The organism is Desulfoluna sp. CLI2B, from assembly GCF_056847375.1.
The window spans coordinates 5,052,064-5,067,918 of sequence record NZ_CP186557.1; the positions used below are offsets into that span (position 1 = coordinate 5,052,064).

Annotated in this window: 15 protein-coding genes and 1 pseudogene; all 16 read right to left on the reverse strand. The window is 57.4% G+C overall.

The window, feature by feature from the left end:
• Positions 1 to 24: 24 nt before the first annotated feature.
• The gene (rpmC, locus tag ACOYW2_RS23555) at positions 25 to 207 is read right to left on the reverse strand and encodes a 50S ribosomal protein L29 (RefSeq protein ID WP_180137661.1); all 183 of its coding nucleotides are present in this window, start codon (positions 205 to 207) and stop codon (positions 25 to 27) included.
• Positions 207 to 620, reverse strand: a complete 414-nt coding sequence (gene rplP / locus ACOYW2_RS23560) for a 50S ribosomal protein L16 (protein ID WP_092214385.1) — start codon at positions 618 to 620, stop codon at positions 207 to 209. Before rplP ends, rpmC begins: the two co-directional genes overlap by 1 nt.
• A gap of 40 nt (positions 621 to 660) precedes the next feature.
• Positions 661 to 1,308, reverse strand: coding sequence for a 30S ribosomal protein S3 (gene rpsC / locus ACOYW2_RS23565; protein WP_180137662.1), 648 nt, complete (start codon positions 1,306 to 1,308; stop codon positions 661 to 663).
• 18 nt (positions 1,309 to 1,326) lie between these two features.
• Positions 1,327 to 1,662: a 50S ribosomal protein L22 gene (rplV, locus tag ACOYW2_RS23570; RefSeq protein WP_482418313.1), complete on the reverse strand. Its 336-nt coding sequence runs from the start codon at positions 1,660 to 1,662 to the stop codon at positions 1,327 to 1,329.
• A gap of 35 nt (positions 1,663 to 1,697) precedes the next feature.
• The gene (gene rpsS / locus ACOYW2_RS23575; protein WP_092214391.1) at positions 1,698 to 1,976 is read right to left on the reverse strand and encodes a 30S ribosomal protein S19; all 279 of its coding nucleotides are present in this window, start codon (positions 1,974 to 1,976) and stop codon (positions 1,698 to 1,700) included.
• A 55-nt stretch (positions 1,977 to 2,031) separates the two neighbouring features.
• Positions 2,032 to 2,859 carry a 50S ribosomal protein L2 gene (gene rplB, locus ACOYW2_RS23580; protein WP_482420254.1) on the reverse strand — a complete coding sequence of 276 codons (828 nt, stop codon included), beginning with the start codon at positions 2,857 to 2,859 and terminating at the stop codon, positions 2,032 to 2,034.
• 14 nt (positions 2,860 to 2,873) lie between these two features.
• Entirely contained in the window at positions 2,874 to 3,161 is a 288-nt protein-coding gene (locus ACOYW2_RS23585; RefSeq protein WP_092214396.1) for a 50S ribosomal protein L23, read from the reverse strand.
• Entirely contained in the window at positions 3,158 to 3,781 is a 624-nt protein-coding gene (gene rplD, locus ACOYW2_RS23590; protein WP_180137665.1) for a 50S ribosomal protein L4, read from the reverse strand. Before rplD ends, ACOYW2_RS23585 begins: the two co-directional genes overlap by 4 nt.
• Positions 3,782 to 3,857: 76 nt before the next feature.
• Positions 3,858 to 4,490 carry a 50S ribosomal protein L3 gene (rplC, locus tag ACOYW2_RS23595; RefSeq protein ID WP_180137666.1) on the reverse strand — a complete coding sequence of 211 codons (633 nt, stop codon included), beginning with the start codon at positions 4,488 to 4,490 and terminating at the stop codon, positions 3,858 to 3,860.
• An 18-nt stretch (positions 4,491 to 4,508) separates the two neighbouring features.
• Positions 4,509 to 4,817, reverse strand: a complete 309-nt coding sequence (rpsJ, locus tag ACOYW2_RS23600; protein ID WP_092214491.1) for a 30S ribosomal protein S10 — start codon at positions 4,815 to 4,817, stop codon at positions 4,509 to 4,511.
• Positions 4,818 to 4,834: 17 nt separating this feature from the next.
• Positions 4,835 to 6,026 (reverse strand): annotated as a pseudogene (gene tuf, locus ACOYW2_RS23605) (elongation factor Tu).
• 136 nt (positions 6,027 to 6,162) lie between these two features.
• Positions 6,163 to 6,633 (reverse strand): 30S ribosomal protein S7, encoded by a 471-nt coding sequence (rpsG, locus tag ACOYW2_RS23610; protein WP_180137668.1) that lies wholly within the window; start codon positions 6,631 to 6,633, stop codon positions 6,163 to 6,165.
• A 53-nt stretch (positions 6,634 to 6,686) separates the two neighbouring features.
• Positions 6,687 to 7,058 (reverse strand): 30S ribosomal protein S12, encoded by a 372-nt coding sequence (gene rpsL / locus ACOYW2_RS23615; RefSeq protein WP_180137669.1) that lies wholly within the window; start codon positions 7,056 to 7,058, stop codon positions 6,687 to 6,689.
• A 157-nt stretch (positions 7,059 to 7,215) separates the two neighbouring features.
• Positions 7,216 to 11,655: a DNA-directed RNA polymerase subunit beta' gene (gene rpoC / locus ACOYW2_RS23620; protein ID WP_482768178.1), complete on the reverse strand. Its 4,440-nt coding sequence runs from the start codon at positions 11,653 to 11,655 to the stop codon at positions 7,216 to 7,218.
• Between the two features lie 10 nt (positions 11,656 to 11,665).
• The gene (locus ACOYW2_RS23625) at positions 11,666 to 12,115 is read right to left on the reverse strand and encodes a DNA-directed RNA polymerase subunit beta (protein ID WP_482768179.1); all 450 of its coding nucleotides are present in this window, start codon (positions 12,113 to 12,115) and stop codon (positions 11,666 to 11,668) included.
• Positions 12,030 to 15,761, reverse strand: a complete 3,732-nt coding sequence (rpoB, locus tag ACOYW2_RS23630; protein ID WP_482768180.1) for a DNA-directed RNA polymerase subunit beta — start codon at positions 15,759 to 15,761, stop codon at positions 12,030 to 12,032. The genes ACOYW2_RS23625 and rpoB overlap by 86 nt, the downstream gene beginning before the upstream one ends.
• Positions 15,762 to 15,855 lie beyond the last annotated feature (94 nt).

Consider the following 15,855-nt stretch of genomic DNA (forward strand, 5'->3'; position numbering starts at 1 on the left):
AACTAGTCTCTACCTTTAGAAAGTTCAGTTTTCCCGGATGACCGTCTCGACCTTGGCAATGTCCCTTCGCACGCTTTTGAGCATGGAGGTCTTCTCAAGCTGCCCCACGCCGTGCTGGAAGCGCAGGTTAAAGTGCTCTTCCTTGAGGTCCTGAAGTTTCGCCTTCAGATCATCCTTGCCCATGGCACGAATATCTTTGATCTTCATTAGTAGTCGCCCCTCTCAATAAAACGTGTTTTAATGGAAAGCTTGTGGGCGGCAAGACGCATCGCTTCGCGAGCCAGATCTCTGGGAACACCTTCGAGTTCATAAAGGATCTTGCCGGGTTTGACAACGGCAACCCATGCCTCGGTGGAACCTTTACCTTTACCCATTCGGACTTCGGCAGGTTTCTTGGTGATGGGCTTGTCCGGGAAAATCCGGATCCACATCTTTCCGCCACGCTTAACGCGACGGTTCATGGCAATACGGGCAGCCTCGATCTGGCGTGCGTTAACATAGCCGCACTCCAGGGCCTGCAGCCCGAATTCGCCGAAGCTGAGGGTGGAGCCACGGTAGGCTTTCCCCGTCATTCTTCCACGCTGCTGCTTTCTGAATTTGACCTTTTTAGGACTCAGCATTTGGAAACTCCTTCATTATCCTGTCAAAGCAAGGGCCACATCAGTCCTTACCCAGGATCTCTCCTTTGAAAATAAACACTTTGATGCCGATGACCCCATAGGTCGTATGGGCTTCGGCAAAACCGTAGTCGATATCCGCACGGAGGGTATGAAGGGGCACCCTGCCTTCCCGGTACCATTCGGTACGGGCCATTTCAGCGCCACCCAGACGGCCGGCACAGATGATCTTGATGCCCAGTGCGCCGAAACGCATAGCCGAGGAGACGCAGCGTTTGATGGCGCGGCGGAAGGCCACACGGCGCTCCAGCTGGAGGGCCACGTTTTCAGCCACCATCTGGGAGTCAAGCTCGGGACGTTTGATCTCCTGAATGTCGATCATGACGTCGCGCTTGTCCCCACCGGCAGAAATCAGCTTCACCAGGTCGGTCTTGAGCAGACCGATCTCAGAGCCCTTCTTGCCGATGACGATCCCGGGGCGGGCAGTGTGGATGCGGAGGCGGATCCTCTTGGAGGATCGCTCAATCTCTACCTTGGAAATACCGGCATGGTACAGTCGCTTTTTGAGAAACTTGCGGATCCGGAAATCTTCCATGACAAAATCCGCATACTGCTTGTCGGCGTACCAGCGGGAATCCCAGGTCTTGTTGATTCCGAGTCTAAGTCCTATTGGATTTACTTTCTGGCCCAACTTTTTATCTCCTTTTCGTTACGCCTCATCAGCCACGACGACTGTGATGTGACTGGTTTTCTTCAGGATGCGGGATCCTCTACCGCGCGCTCTGGCCCTGAACCGCTTCAGGCTGGGCCCTTGGTCAACCGTAATATTCTTAATAAAGAGCGCGTCAACGTCGAGTTCGTTGTTGTGATCGGCGTTGGCGACAGCTGACCGCAGAGTCTTCTCGACGATTGCAGCGGCTTTCTGAGGCATAAATTTGAGCGAATTGAGGCCTGATTCGACAGGCTTCCCCTTCACGGCGCCGACAATCTTCCGCACCTTCTGAGGAGAAATTCGCACATACCTTGCTACAGCTTTAACCTCCATTGTAAGTCATCCTCTACTTAAAGGTTTGCGGGGCGCTATTTGCCCTTGGTCTTTTTATCAGCCGCATGCCCCCAGTAGGTGCGTGTCGGTGAAAATTCCCCCAGTTTATGGCCAACCATATTCTCGGTAACGAATACCGGAATGAATTTACGACCGTTGTGTACTGCAAGCGTCAACCCTACCATCTCGGGGAAGATGGTAGATCGTCTCGACCATGTCTGGATGACCTGGTTGGATCGGCTTTCCTGAGCCAAGAGCACTTTCTTGACAAGCTTTGCATCAACAAACGGCCCTTTCTTAAGCGAACGTGGCATTTTGTCTCCTGTTCTTAATCTTTCAAATTACCCGTAATTGCTTTACGCGAGCCTGTTACTTCGTGCGTCGCTTCACGATGTAACGGTTGGTGGTCTTGTTCTTTCTGGTGCGGAATCCCTTAGAGGGTACGCCCCAGGGTGAACAGGGGTGACGGCCGCCGGAAGAGCGTCCTTCACCACCACCCATGGGATGGTCAACAGGGTTCATGGCCACACCGCGGACACTGGGACGAACGCCCATCCAGCGGGTACGGCCGGCTTTGCCCTTGTTGATGCTGCTGTGCTCTGTATTTCCAAGTCGCCCGATGGTCGCCTTGCATTTGGCAAGGACCATGCGTACTTCACCGGAGGGAAGTCGAACCATGGCGTAGGCCTTCTCTTTGGCCATCAGCTGTGCAAAGGTTCCGGCGCTGCGAACGATCTGCCCACCTTTGCCCACCTTGAGCTCAATGTTGTGGATCTGGGTACCCAGGGGAATGTTCTCCAGGGGGAGGCAGTTCCCGGGCTTGATGTCGGCCTCAGGGCCGGACATGATCTGATCGCCCACATTGAGGTTGATGGGGGCCAGGATGTACCGCTTCTCGCCATCGACGTAGTGAAGCAGAGCGATCCGGGCGCTGCGGTTGGGATCGTATTCGATCGTCGCTACTTTAGCAGGGATACCGACTTTGTCACGCTTGAAGTCGATGACCCTGTAATGTCTCTTGTGTCCACCACCCTTGTGACGGCAGGTAATCCGGCCGTTGACGTTACGACCGCCGCTTTTCTTCAGGGGCCGCAGCAGACTCTTTTCGGGTTTGTCGGTGGTAATCCCTTCAAACGTCGAATATTCCTGGTGCCTGCGGCCAGGTGATGTCGGTTTGGTTTTTCTAATTGCTGCCATTTATCGCTCCCGGTCTATACGCCTTCAAAGAATTCAATGGTACTTCCAGGCACCAGCGTCACAATCGCCTTTTTCCAGTCTTTGCGCTTTCCGACGATTTTGCCTCTCTGCTTGACCTTGCCCTTCACGTTAACCGTGCGGACATCTTCCACGCCGACTTTGAAGATCTTCTCGACAGCCTTCTTGATCTCAATCCGGTTGGCCTTCGGGGCGACTTCAAAAGATACCTGGTTCAGCGTCTCTTTCTGAATCGTGGTCTTTTCCGTGTTCAACGGCTTGATAATGATATCGAATGTATTCATGCTGAAAGCCTCCCTTCGATGCCTTTGATGGAAGACTCAATGAGGACCAGCTTGTTGTACTTGAGAATATCATACACATTCAGGCCCTCGGTGCGGATCACCTTGACGCCTTTGATATTGCGCGCTGACAGCTCAAATTTGATATCTTCCGCGTCGGTCACGATCAGAGCGTTGTCGACCTTAAGGTCGGTAAGGGCCTTGACAACGGTCTTGGTTTTGATCTCGTCCACTCCGAAGGTATCGACAACCATGAGGTTATCGCCCTGGAAACGGCTGGAAAGAGCCATTTTCAGTGCAAGCTTCCGCACCTTCTTGGGCACTTTGTACGCCCAGCTCTTGGGCTGGGGGCCAAAGATAACCCCACCACCACGACGCAGGGGCGACTTGATGGAGCCGGAGCGGGCGTTGCCGGTACCCTTCTGCCGGTAAAGCTTCTTGGTGCTACCGGTAATATCGGAGCGGTTCGTAACAGATGCAGACCCGGCGCGCCGGTTGGCCAACTGCATCTTGACCACTTCGTGAAGGACACTTCCTTTTACGGCTACATTGAAGATATCGTCCGCAAGCTCAGCCTGCGAGACCTTATCTCCTGTAACATTCAGTACATCAACGACAGCCATAACTTCCCTCGTTTTTTATTTTCATGCACCCACTTCGCAGGGTCCCTGCGGTTGGGCACACGTTGATGTTCATCGTTTACTTGCCAAACTTCGGCTTCTTGATCTCAACAAGACCGGACTTGGCGCCGGGAATGCAGCCCTGAATGAGAACCACATTTTCGTCGGCACGAATGTCCACAACGGTCAGGTTTCGAACGGTCTTTCTGACGCCGCCGTACTGTCCGGGAAGCTTCTTTCCTTTAAAAACCTTGGCAGGCCAGGCGCTGCAACCGATGGAGCCGGGGGCCCTGTGGTTACGGCAACCGTGGGTCTCGGGGCCGCGGGAGAACCCGTGGCGCTTGATGGTACCTGAGAAACCGCGGCCTTTGGAGGTTCCGGTCACGTCCACGAGTTCACCAACCTCGAACATCTCGGCGGTGATTTCCTGGCCCAGGGAGTACTCAGCGGGATCAGCCACTTCAAACTCACGGACATCGGAAAAAAAGCTCTCGCCGCTTTTGGCGAAGTGGCCCTTCAGGGGCTTGGTGGTGTGCTTTGCTTTTTTCTCACCGAATCCGAGCTGAACGGCGTTGTACCCGTCCGTGTCCACGGTTTTGATCTGAGTTACGACGCAGGGGCCTACCTGTACTACAGTGACGGGGATGTACCTCCCGTCTGAGGAGTAGACGCCTGTCATCCCCAATTTTTTACCCAAAAGTCCTCTACTCATTGGTAATATACCCCTTAACTACAGTTTAATCTCTACATCGACACCGGGCGAAAGATCCAGCTTCATCAGAGCGTCCACGGTCTGCTGGGTGGGTTCGAGAATGTCCAGCAGTCTCTTGTGGGTTCTGATCTCAAACTGCTCACGTGATTTTTTGTTCACGTGGGGTGAGCGAAGAATGCAGAATTTGTTGGTACGCGTGGGCAATGGAATGGGCCCGCAGATCTTTGCGCCTGTCTTCTTGGCGGTGTCGACAATATCAAGGGCTGATTTGTCGAGAAGCCTGTGGTCGTATGCCCTGAGTCTGATCCTGATTTTGGTATTGATCATCATGATTTGGGTCCCACCTATTCAATAATTTCAGATACGACGCCAGCACCAACGGTACGACCGCCTTCACGGATAGCGAAGCGGAGCTCTTTTTCCATGGCGATGGGGCTGATCAGTTCAGCAATGATGGCGGTGTTATCGCCGGGCATAATCATCTCAACGCCTTCGGGGAGGTTCAGGATCCCGGTGACGTCGGTGGTACGAAAGAGCTGGAACGTGCTCGGAGAAGAACGGGGTATGGCGGCCGCCTTCCTCTTTGGAGAGGACGTAGATCTCTGCCTTGAACTTGGTGTGGGGCGTGATGGTACCGGGCTTGGCTACGACCTGGCCGCGCTCAACCTCGTCACGCTTGGTGCCGCGGAGCAGCAGGCCAACGTTGTCACCGGCCATGCCTTCGTCCAGAAGCTTGCGGAACATCTCAACACCGGTACAAACGGTCTTGGCGGTGGCACGGATGCCCACGAGTTCCACTTCGTCGCCGGTGTGGATCACACCACGCTCGATACGACCGGTTACAACGGTACCACGGCCGGAGATGGAGAAGACGTCCTCGATGGGCATGAGGAAATCTTTGTCGGTGTCGCGCTCGGGCTCGGGGATGAAGCTGTCGCACGCGTCCATGAGCTCAAAGATGCAAGCAGCAGCTGCGTCTTCGTAGCTGTCGGCTTCCAGGGCGCGCAGGGCGCTGCCGCGGATGATGGGGGTGTCGTCGCCGGGGAAATCGTACTTGGAGAGAAGCTCCTGGAGCTCCATCTCAACGAGCTCGATGAGCTCTTCGTCGTCGACCATGTCGCACTTGTTGAGGAACACAACAATACGGGGAACACCAACCTGACGGGCGAGCAGGATGTGCTCACGGGTCTGGGGCATGGGGCCGTCGTCTGCGGACACAACCAGGATCGCACCGTCCATCTGGGCGGCGCCGGTGATCATGTTCTTAATGTAGTCGGCGTGACCAGGGCAGTCAACGTGTGCGTAGTGACGGTTGGGAGTTTCGTACTCCACGTGAGCGGTTGCAATGGTGATGCCGCGCTCTTTCTCTTCCGGTGCCTTGTCGATCTCGTCGAAGGCAACGGCTGCGCCTGCTCCGGCTCGGAGGGCGTTCTGCTTGGTAATCGCAGCGGTGAGCGTGGTCTTGCCATGGTCGATGTGACCGATGGTACCGACGTTTACATGCGGTTTGGAACGTTCAAATTTTTCTTTTGCCATGGGTTGTTTTTTCCTCCTCCTCGCTACCTTGGTGGTTGCAAACGTGATGGTGTTTGCCTTCATGCAGGCTGACATAAAGCGCGCTTCAAAGCGTCTCGCATACAGTGCAATCGGTCGCGTAACAATTGGATCCGGATTACCACCTGTAGTGGGCGAATGCCTTGTTTGCGTCTGCCATCTTGTGGGTGTCTTCACGTTTCTTAACGGAAGCACCGCGGTTGCTTGCTGCGTCCATCATCTCGGCGGCCAGCTTGGCTGCCATGGATTTTTCGGAACGCTTGCGGGAATACTCGATGACCCAGCGAATGGCCAGGGCCCTGCGCCGTGAGGGACGGATCTCAGTGGGAACCTGGTAAGTGGATCCCCCCACCCTTCGGGACTTAACCTCGATGGCGGGTCGCACGTTTTCAAGGGCTTTTTCGAACACCTCAAGGGGAGGCTGACCGCTCTTCTCCTTGATGATGTCAAAGGCGCCATAGAAAATTTTCTCGGCGGTGCTTTTTTTCCCGTCAAGCATAATGGCCGCCACGAATCGTGAAACCAGCTCACTGTTGTATCGGGGATCGGGCATTACCGGTCTATGGGGAACTTCCCTTCTTCTTGGCATAGCTACTCACTCTTTGAACAAATCTTGGTTAACGAATCAGATGAAGAGTCGTCTTACTTAGGCTTGCGTGCACCGTACTTGGAGCGACTCTGCTTCCTGTCTTCCACACCCAGCGTATCAAGGGTACCCCTTACAATAGTGTAACGGACACCCGGAAGGTCTTTTACACGACCACCGCGAACCAGGACAACGGAGTGTTCCTGGAGGTTATGGCCGATGCCGGGGATATAGGCGGTAACTTCCACGCCTGTGGTGAGGCGAACCCTGGCCACCTTCCTGAGTGCTGAGTTTGGTTTTTTCGGAGTCGAAGTATACACACGAGTACAGACACCACGCTTCTGAGGCCCACCCATCAGGGCTGGCGTGCTGGTCTTTTTCTTCGCGCGCGTTCTTCCTTTCCGGACCAACTGGTTAATCGTAGGCATTTCGTACCAAACTCCTTTAATTGTTTGTCATTTTCCTAAAACGCAAAATACGGCATGATACATATACCACCCCGTTTTGTCAAGGAATAATTTCCTTACCCAATTGTATCAAAGGCGGGTTCCCCCGAAAAAACCCGAAGAAACCCGCCTTTTTTTTCTACAGATCGATGACGTTGCTCTCTTCAACAACCTCTTCGAGGTCGCTCTGCACTTCAATATTGCGGTACTGAGCGATGCCGGTACCGGCGGGAATGAGCCGGCCCATGATCACGTTTTCCTTGAGACCCCGCAGAGTGTCCACCTTGCCGCGGATACCCGCTTCGGTGAGGACCTTGGTGGTCTCCTGGAAGGAAGCCGCCGAGATGAAGCTGTCCGTGGAGAGGGAGGCCTTGGTGATCCCGAGGATCAAAGGCTCGCCCTGGGCGGGCTGAGCACCCTCTTCCACCAGAGCCCGGTTCACGTCGGCAAACTCGGTGCGGTCCACATGCTCTTCCATGATGAAGTTGGAGTCGCCGGAGTCGGTGACTTTGACCCGCTTCATCATCTGGCGCACGATGACCTCGATGTGCTTGTCGTTGATGCGGACGCCCTGGAGACGGTAGACCTGCTGGACCTCGTCCACCAGGTAGCTGGCCAGAGCCACCTCGCCTTTGATGTTCAGGATGTCCTGGGGGTTTTCGCTGCCGCCGGTGAGCTTTTCACCCGCACGGACATAGTCCCCTTCGTAGACGTTGATGTGACGCCCTTTGGGGATCAGGTACTCGCGCTTCTCGCCGGCATCGGCGTTGGTCACGGTGACCTTCTGCTTGCCCTTGGTGCCCTTGGCAATACCCACGTAACCGTCAATCTGGGTCAGCACCGCGGTCTCCTTGGGCTTGCGAACTTCAAAGAGCTCGGCAACCCGGGGAAGACCACCGGTGATATCCTTGGTCTTGGTGGTGGCTCGGGGCAGCTTGGCGATGATGTGACCCGCCTTGACCTCGTCGTGCTCCTCCACCAGGATAACCGCTTCCACGGGCAGGCTGTACCGGGCCAGGGCCCCGCCGCCGAGCTGGACGGTCTTGTTGTTCTCGTCCTTAATGGAGATGCGGGGACGGGCATCGCCGATGCGGCTCTCGATAATGGTACGGCTGGACTTGCCGGTGACGGGGTCCAGTTTTTCCTGCATGGTCTTGCCGGACTCGATGTCGCCGAATTTGACCTTGCCGGACACCTCGGTGATGATGGGCACGGTGAAGGGGTCCCAGGACGCCAGGAGCTGACCGTTCTCCACAGAGGCCCCGTCCTCAACCAGGAGGTGGGCACCATAGATAACGTGGTGCTTCTCACGCTCACGGCCGGTGTCGCTCACAATGGAGAACTCCCCGCCGCGACGGTTCATGACGATGAGCTCGCCCTCTTCGTTCTTGACAACCTTGAGGTCGTCGAGGAACTTGATGTTGCCGTCCACGCGGGCCTTGATCTCGGCAACCTCCACCTTCCGGCTCGCCGTACCGCCGATGTGGAAGGTACGCATGGTGAGCTGGGTACCGGGCTCGCCGATGGACTGGGCGGCCATGATGCCCACGGCCTGTCCGATCTCCACGGTATCCCCGTGGGAAAGGTCTCGGCCGTAACACTTGGCGCACACCCCGCCGCGGGTCTTGCAGGTGAGGACGGAGCGGATCTTGAGGCTGGTGATGCCGGCATCTTCCATGATGGAGAGGATCTTCTCGTCGATCTCAACACCCTCTTCCACCAGCACCTCGTCGGTGAAGGGGTCGTAGACGTTCTCCAGGGTGGTTCGACCGAGGATACGCTCACCAAGGCGCTGAATCACCTCGCCGCCTTCCATGAGGGCTTCCACTTCGATACCCATGGTGGTGCCGCAGTCGGGCTCGATGACGGCACAGTCCTGGGCCACGTCGGCCAGACGACGGGTGAGGTAACCGGAGTTGGCCGTTTTAAGGGCCGTATCCGCCAGACCCTTACGGGCGCCGTGGGTGGAGACGAAGTACTGAAGCACCGAGAGGCCTTCGCGGAAGTTCGCCTGGATGGGCGTCTCGATGATCTCACCGGAGGGCTTGGCCATGAGGCCTCGCATACCGGCCAGCTGACGCATCTGGTCCTTGGAGCCTCGGGCCCCGGAGTCAGCCATCATAAAGATGGAGTTGATGTTGTCCACGTTGCGGGTATCCAGGCGAATGTCGTGCTCTCCCTTTTCGGGGAGCTCCACAGGCACCTTGGGCTCGCTCATGGTATCCATCATGGCGTTGGCGATGTCGTCCGTGGCCTTGGCCCAGATATCCACCACCTTGTTGTACTTCTCGCCCTGGGTGATGAGACCCTCAGCATACTGACGGTTGATCTCCACAACCTTGTCCTCGGACTCCTTCATGATGTCCCATTTGTTGCCGGGAATTACCATGTCGTCGATGGAGATGGAGAGGCCGCCGATGGTGGAGTATCGGTACCCCAGGTTCTTCAGGCGGTCCGCCAGGAGAACCGTGGCCTTGGGGCTGATGTAGCGGTAGGCAAAATCGATGAGGTCCCGGGCCGCCTTTTTGTCCATGACCTTGTTGATCATGGCGAAGGGCACGCCGGGGCGCCTGTTGGCCACATAGAAGATATTGTACCCGCCCTGGGTCTCAATGGGATCGCTGATGTCACCGATCTCCATGGCAAAGATGACCTCCAGGGTATCGTCGTCGATGCGGAAGACCTTGCGCATCTCCTCGTGGTCCATGTACCCGATGTCTCCGCCGCGCTTCTTGTCGGAGGTTTCGGATCGTTCCACAAGGTCGGCAAAGGGGGTTCCGGACGTAAGGGCCTCTTTGATCTCATCGGCCTTGTCGCGGTCTTTGACCACAATGCGGCGGAAGCTCAGCTCGGGGTGGGAAGGAATGATGTCCCACAAGAGGGTTCGACCCACGGTGGTCTCCACCATCTCTTCGCCCATGCGCACCTTGATGGCGGCATGGATACCCATCTTGCCGTGATCGTAGGCGGTGCGGACCTCGTCGAAGCTGCCGAAGAGGGTCCCTTCGCCGCGGGCGCCGTCCACCTGGCGGGAGATGTAGTACAGACCGAGGACGATGTCCTGGGTAGGCACGATCACCGGCTGGCCGTTGGCGGGCGACAGGGTGTTGTTGGAGGCGAGCATCAGCACGCGGGCTTCCACCTGGGCCTCAATGGAGAGGGGCAGATGGACGGCCATCTGGTCCCCGTCAAAGTCGGCGTTGAAGGCGGTACAGACCAGGGGGTGCAGCTGAAGGGCCTTGCCTTCCACGAGCACCGGCTCAAAGGCCTGGATGCCGAGACGGTGAAGGGTGGGCGCACGGTTGAGCATCACGGGATACTCTTTAACCACCTCGTCCAGGGTGTCCCACACCTCGGGGACTTCACGCTCCACCATCTTCTTGGCGCTCTTGACCGTGGAGACCAGACCCTTTTTCTCAAGGCGATGGTAGACGTAGGGCTTGAACAGCTCCAGGGCCATCTTCTTGGGCAGGCCGCACTGATGCAGGCGCAGGTTCGGGCCGACGGTAATAACGGTACGACCGGAGTAGTCCACACGCTTGCCGAGGAGGTTCTGACGGAAGCGGCCCTGCTTACCCTTCAGGGTATCGGACAGGGACTTCAGGGGACGCTTGTTGGTGCCGGTAACCACGCGGCCGTGACGGCCGTTGTCGAAAAGCACGTCCACGGACTCCTGGAGCATACGCTTTTCGTTGCGCACGATGATATCGGGCGCTTTGAGCTCCATGAGGCGGCTCAGGCGGTTGTTCCGGTTGATCACCCGGCGGTAGAGGTCGTTCAGGTCCGAGGTGGCGAAACGACCGCCCTCCAGGGGCACCAGGGGACGCAGGTCCGGCGGCAGGATGGGCACAACGCTCATGATCATCCAGATGGGGTCCACGCCGGAGTTGTAAAAGGCGTCGACGATCTTGAGTCGCTTGCTCAGCTTCTGCTTTTTGGCCAAAGAGGTGGTGGTCTTGAGCTCCTCGCGCAGGTCGTTGTAGATCTGCTCCAGGTTCAGCTCTTCCAGAAGGGTTCGCACCGCTTCGGCGCCCTTCACCGCCACCTCAAAGGCTTCCTTGCCGTACAGGTCCAGGGCCTCGATGTATTTGTCGTCGGAGAGGAGCTGGTACTTGGTGAGACCGGTCTCCTTGGGGTCCATGACGATGTAGCTGTCAAAGTAGAGGACCTTCTCCATGTTCTTCAGGGTGATGTCCAGAAGGTTGCCGATCTTACTGGGCAGGCTCTTCAGGAACCAGATATGGGCCACGGGGGTAGCCAGCTCAATGTGGGCCAGACGCTCGCGGCGCACCTTGGACTGAATGACCTCGACGCCACATTTTTCGCACACCACGCCACGGTGCTTCATGCGCTTGTACTTGCCGCAGTTGCACTCATAGTCCTTGGTGGGACCAAAGATCTTGGCACAGAACAGGCCGTCCCGCTCAGGCTTGAACGTACGGTAGTTGATCGTCTCGGGCTTTTTGATCTCCCCGTGGGACCACTGCATGATCTGCTCGGGGGAAGCCAGGGCAATCTTTACGCCGGAGTACATCTTGGGATCTATCGGCTTGGCGAAAAAATCGTATAGGGTTTCCAATATCTGCTCCTTAGTTAGTGCCTTCGATTAAGGTTACGTCCAGTCCGAGGCTCTGCAGTTCTTTGGTAAGAACGCGGAAGGATTCGGGCATTCCCGGCTCGAGAACGGCCTGTCCCTTCACGATCTTTTCGTACATTCGGGTACGACCGGCCATGTCGTCGGACTTGACCGTAATGAACTCCTGGAGCGCATGGGACGCACCATACGCTTCCATGGCCCAGACCTCCATCTCCCCGAGACGCTGGCCACCAAACTGCGCCTTGCCGCCCAGGGGCTGCTGGGTCACAAGGGAGTAGGGACCAATGGATCGGGCGTGGAGCTTGTCGTCCACCAGGTGGTGGAGCTTGAGCATATACATGGTGCCGACCGTCACCTCACCGTCGAAAGGCTCGCCGGTCCGGCCGTCGAACAGACGGGCCTGGCCGGAGGTTTTGTACTCCGCCTGTCGAGGCCGCCCCATGTTCTTCTTCGGCGCCATCAAAGACCGGGGTGGCCATGTGGACCCCGCGTCGATAGTTTTCAGCAAAGGTATAGATGTCGTCGCCTTCAAGGCTGTCCATCATCTCGTGGTCCGCCTCGCCGGTGAAGATCCGCTTGAGCTTGGTTCGCAGGTCTTCTGCCTTCTTGGCGTCGATGAGGTCGGCAATCTGGTTGCCGAGGCCCTTGGCGGCTCGACCCAGGTGAATCTCCAGAATCTGCCCCACGTTCATTCGCGAAGGAACGCCCAGGGGGTTCAGGATCATGTCCACCATGGTGCCGTCTTCAAAGTACGGCAGGTCTTCCTGGGGAAGGACGCGAGAGACAACACCCTTGTTCCCGTGGCGGCCCGCCATCTTGTCACCCACGGAGAGCATGCGCTTCATGGCGACGTAGACCTTGATCATTTTGATGACGCCCGGAGGGAGGTCGTCCCCCTTCTCGTAGCGCACCACCTGATCTTCAAAGGTCTTCTTGATCTTTTCGATCTCTTCGTTCTTGCGGTCCAGGATCTCGTTGACCCGCTCGGTGACGGTGTCATCGTCCAGGATGATCCCCTCCAGCTGAGAGAGGGAGACCTCGGCGAACATCTCGTCGGTGATGACGGTGTCGGCCGGGATCACGACCTTCTTGGCCTTGCGCAAGGGGGTGGGGCAGCTCTTGCCCACCACCATGGCTTCGATCATCTCGCGGGCTGTTTTTTCGATCACCTCGATCTTGTCGTTGCGATCTTTTTCAAAGCCTGCGATCTCGTCGTCCTCGATGTGACGGGTACGGTCGTCCTTGTCCACGCCGCGTCGGGAGAAGACCTTGGCGTCCACCACGGTGCCGGTGACACCGGGGGGAACCCGCAGAGAGGTGTCCTTGACGTCCCCTGCCTTCTCACCAAAGATGGCGCGGAGCAGCTTCTCCTCGGGGGAGAGCTGGGTTTCGCCCTTGGGCGTGATCTTGCCCACGAGGATGTCCCCGGGGTTGACCTCGGCGCCCAGGCGGATGATTCCGCTGTCGTCCAGATCTTTCAGGGCCTCTTCCCCGACGTTGGGGATGTCCCGGGTGATCTCTTCCTTGCCCAGCTTGGTGTCACGGGCCACCACCTCGAACTCTTCAATGTGGATGCTGGTGTACACCCCGTCACGGACAATGGCTTCGGAGACGAGGATGGAGTCCTCAAAGTTGTAACCGCCCCAGGGCATGAAGGCCACGGTGACGTTCTGGCCCAGGGCCAGTTCGCCCTTCTCGGTGGAGGGGCCGTCGGCCAGGACCTCGCCCTTTTTCACCTTCTGACCGTTGACCACGATGGGTCGGTGGTTGAAGCAGGTGTTCTGGTTGGAGCGAATGAACTTGGAGAGGTTGTAGATGGTCACCGGGTTGAACCCGGGCTTCTCCATGTCCACATCGTGCTGGAGCACGATGCGCTCGGAGTCCACCTCCACCACGGTGGCGTCGGCCTCGGCCACAATGGCCACGCCGGAGTCACGGGCCACAACGCCCTCAACGCCGGTGCCCACCAGGGGCGCGCGGCTCTGGGTCAGGGGCACGGCCTGGCGCATCATGTTGGAGCCCATGAGGGCTCGGTTGGCGTCGTCGTTTTCCAGGAAGGGAATAAGCGACGCCGAGACGCTCACCAGCTGGTTGGGGGAGATGTCCATGAGCTCGATCTCTTCGCGCTCAACCATCTCGAATTCCCCTTCCACGCGGGAGGTCACCAGGGGGTTCACATAGTCGTTGTTGTCGTCCATGGGCGCGTTGGCCTGGGCGATGGGCAGGGCCTTCTCCTCGAAGGCGCTGAGCATGCGAACATCGTTGGTGACATGGGCGTCGTTGACCACACGGTACGGGGTCTCGATAAACCCGAAGTCGTTGACGCGGGCATATGTACACAAGGAGACGATGAGGCCGATGTTGGGGCCTTCAGGGGTCTCAATGGGGCAGATACGGCCGTAGTGGGACGGGTGCACGTCTCGCACTTCAAAGCCTGCGCGCTCACGGGTCAGACCGCCGGGTCCCAGGGCCGAGAGACGACGCTTGTGGGTGGTCTCCGACAGGGGGTTGGTCTGGTCCATGAACTGGGAGAGCTGGCTGGTGCCGAAGAACTCCTTGACCACGGCGGACACCGGCTTGGGGTTCACCAGGTCGTGGGGCATGAGGGCGTCTACTTCCTGCATGCTCATGCGCTCTTTGATGGCACGCTCCATGCGGACCAGGCCGATGCGGTACTGGTTCTCCAGGAGCTCGCCCACGGCGCGGACGCGTCGGTTGCCCAGGTGGTCGATGTCGTCCACCACACCCTGGGTGTCGCGGAGCTGGACCAGGGTCTTGGCGGTGAGGAGGATGTCCTCACGGCGCAGGGTCTTGATATTGATATCGGTGTTGAGGCCCAGACGGTGATTCATCTTGAGTCGGCCCACACCTGACAGGTCGTAGTATGCCTCTTTAAAGAAGAGGTGATCGATGAACTCCTGGGCGACCTCGGGGGTAGCCGGGTTGCCGGGACGGAGACGGCGGTAGATCTCTACCAGGGCCTCTTCCTTGGTGTTCACCTTATCGGCCACGATGGTCTTGCGGATGGCATCCGAAGAGTAGGCCGTGTCCTGATAGAGGAGTTCGAAGCCCGTTACGTTGGATTCGGAAATGCGCTCGAGCACCTCCTCGTCCACCAGGTCCCCTGCCATGGCAACCACATCACCGGTCTTGGGGTCCACCAGTCGGGTGGCCAGGCCACGCTGCTGGATGTCGTCGGGGCTGATGGGCAGGGTCTCGGTGCCCAGGGCCTTGAGCTGCTTGATGGCACGCTTGGTGAACAGGCGGCCCTGCTTGACGATGACTTCACCGGATTCGGGATCCGTGATGTCCTCGCTGGCACGCTGGCCCTTGAGGAAGTCCTCGTTGAAGACGCGCTTGAACACGCCGCCTTCCAGGAGAATCTTCTCTTTGGCATAGAAATAGGTCAGCAGGTCTTCGTTGGTGTATCCAAAGGCCTTGAACAGTACGGTAACGGGAAACTTCCTGCGGCGGTCGATGCGAATGTAAACGATATCCTTGGGGTCGACTTCCATGTCGATCCAGGAACCACGCACGGGGATGATCCGTGCCGAATAGATAATCTTGCCGCTGGAGTGGGTCTTGCCTTTGTCGTGGTCAAAAAAGACACCGGAGGATCGGTGGAGCTGGCTCACCACGACACGCTCGGTGCCGTTGATGATAAAGGTTCCCCGCTTGGTCATCAGGGGGATGGTGCCGAAATAGATCTCCTGCTCTTTGATGTCCCGGATATTGGAGATACCGGCGTCCTTATCAATGTCGTAGACGACGAGGCGAACGCGAATCCGAAGGGAGATCTCATACGTCATCCCACGCTGGATACACTCCTCCATGGAGTGCTTGATCTCACCGAAGGAATACGATACGTACTCAAGGGAAGCGCTACCTGTAAAGTCCTTGATGGGGTAAACGGACTTGAAGACTGCCTGGAGACCTATATCCTCCCTCTTCTCAGGCGGAACATCCATCTGCAGAAAACGGTTGTAAGAATCTCGCTGCATACCGATAAGATCAGGAATCTCAGCGATTTTATGCTTCCCTCCGAAATTCTTCCTTAATCGCTTTTTCGCCAAGGGGCTTCCAGTCATATCATCTCCAAATTTTTTGTTGAGACTGCAGAAACAGGATTAGCGGATTAAAAGGCAGGCACAAGTGCCCGCCTTTCATCCGCAAAGGTGATAG

Bases quoted from the DNA above. Each gene is read 5' to 3' on its own strand.
- rplP (WP_092214385.1), bottom strand. From the start codon at position 620: ATGCTGAGTCCTAAAAAGGTCAAATTCAGAAAGCAGCAGCGTGGAAGA.
- ACOYW2_RS23585 (WP_092214396.1), bottom strand. From the start codon at position 3,161: ATGAATACATTCGATATCATTATCAAGCCGTTGAACACGGAAAAGACC.
- rplC (WP_180137666.1), bottom strand. From the start codon at position 4,490: ATGAGTAGAGGACTTTTGGGTAAAAAATTGGGGATGACAGGCGTCTAC.
- rplD (WP_180137665.1), bottom strand. From the start codon at position 3,781: ATGGCTGTCGTTGATGTACTGAATGTTACAGGAGATAAGGTCTCGCAG.
- rpsL (WP_180137669.1), bottom strand. From the start codon at position 7,058: ATGCCTACGATTAACCAGTTGGTCCGGAAAGGAAGAACGCGCGCGAAG.
- rplB (WP_482420254.1), bottom strand. From the start codon at position 2,859: ATGGCAGCAATTAGAAAAACCAAACCGACATCACCTGGCCGCAGGCAC.
- rpoB (WP_482768180.1), bottom strand. From the start codon at position 15,761: ATGACTGGAAGCCCCTTGGCGAAAAAGCGATTAAGGAAGAATTTCGGA.
- rpsS (WP_092214391.1), bottom strand. From the start codon at position 1,976: ATGCCACGTTCGCTTAAGAAAGGGCCGTTTGTTGATGCAAAGCTTGTC.
- ACOYW2_RS23625 (WP_482768179.1), bottom strand. From the start codon at position 12,115: ATGGGGCGGCCTCGACAGGCGGAGTACAAAACCTCCGGCCAGGCCCGT.
- rpmC (WP_180137661.1), bottom strand. From the start codon at position 207: ATGAAGATCAAAGATATTCGTGCCATGGGCAAGGATGATCTGAAGGCG.
- rplV (WP_482418313.1), bottom strand. From the start codon at position 1,662: ATGGAGGTTAAAGCTGTAGCAAGGTATGTGCGAATTTCTCCTCAGAAG.
- rpsG (WP_180137668.1), bottom strand. From the start codon at position 6,633: ATGCCAAGAAGAAGGGAAGTTCCCCATAGACCGGTAATGCCCGATCCC.
- rpsJ (WP_092214491.1), bottom strand. From the start codon at position 4,817: ATGATCAATACCAAAATCAGGATCAGACTCAGGGCATACGACCACAGG.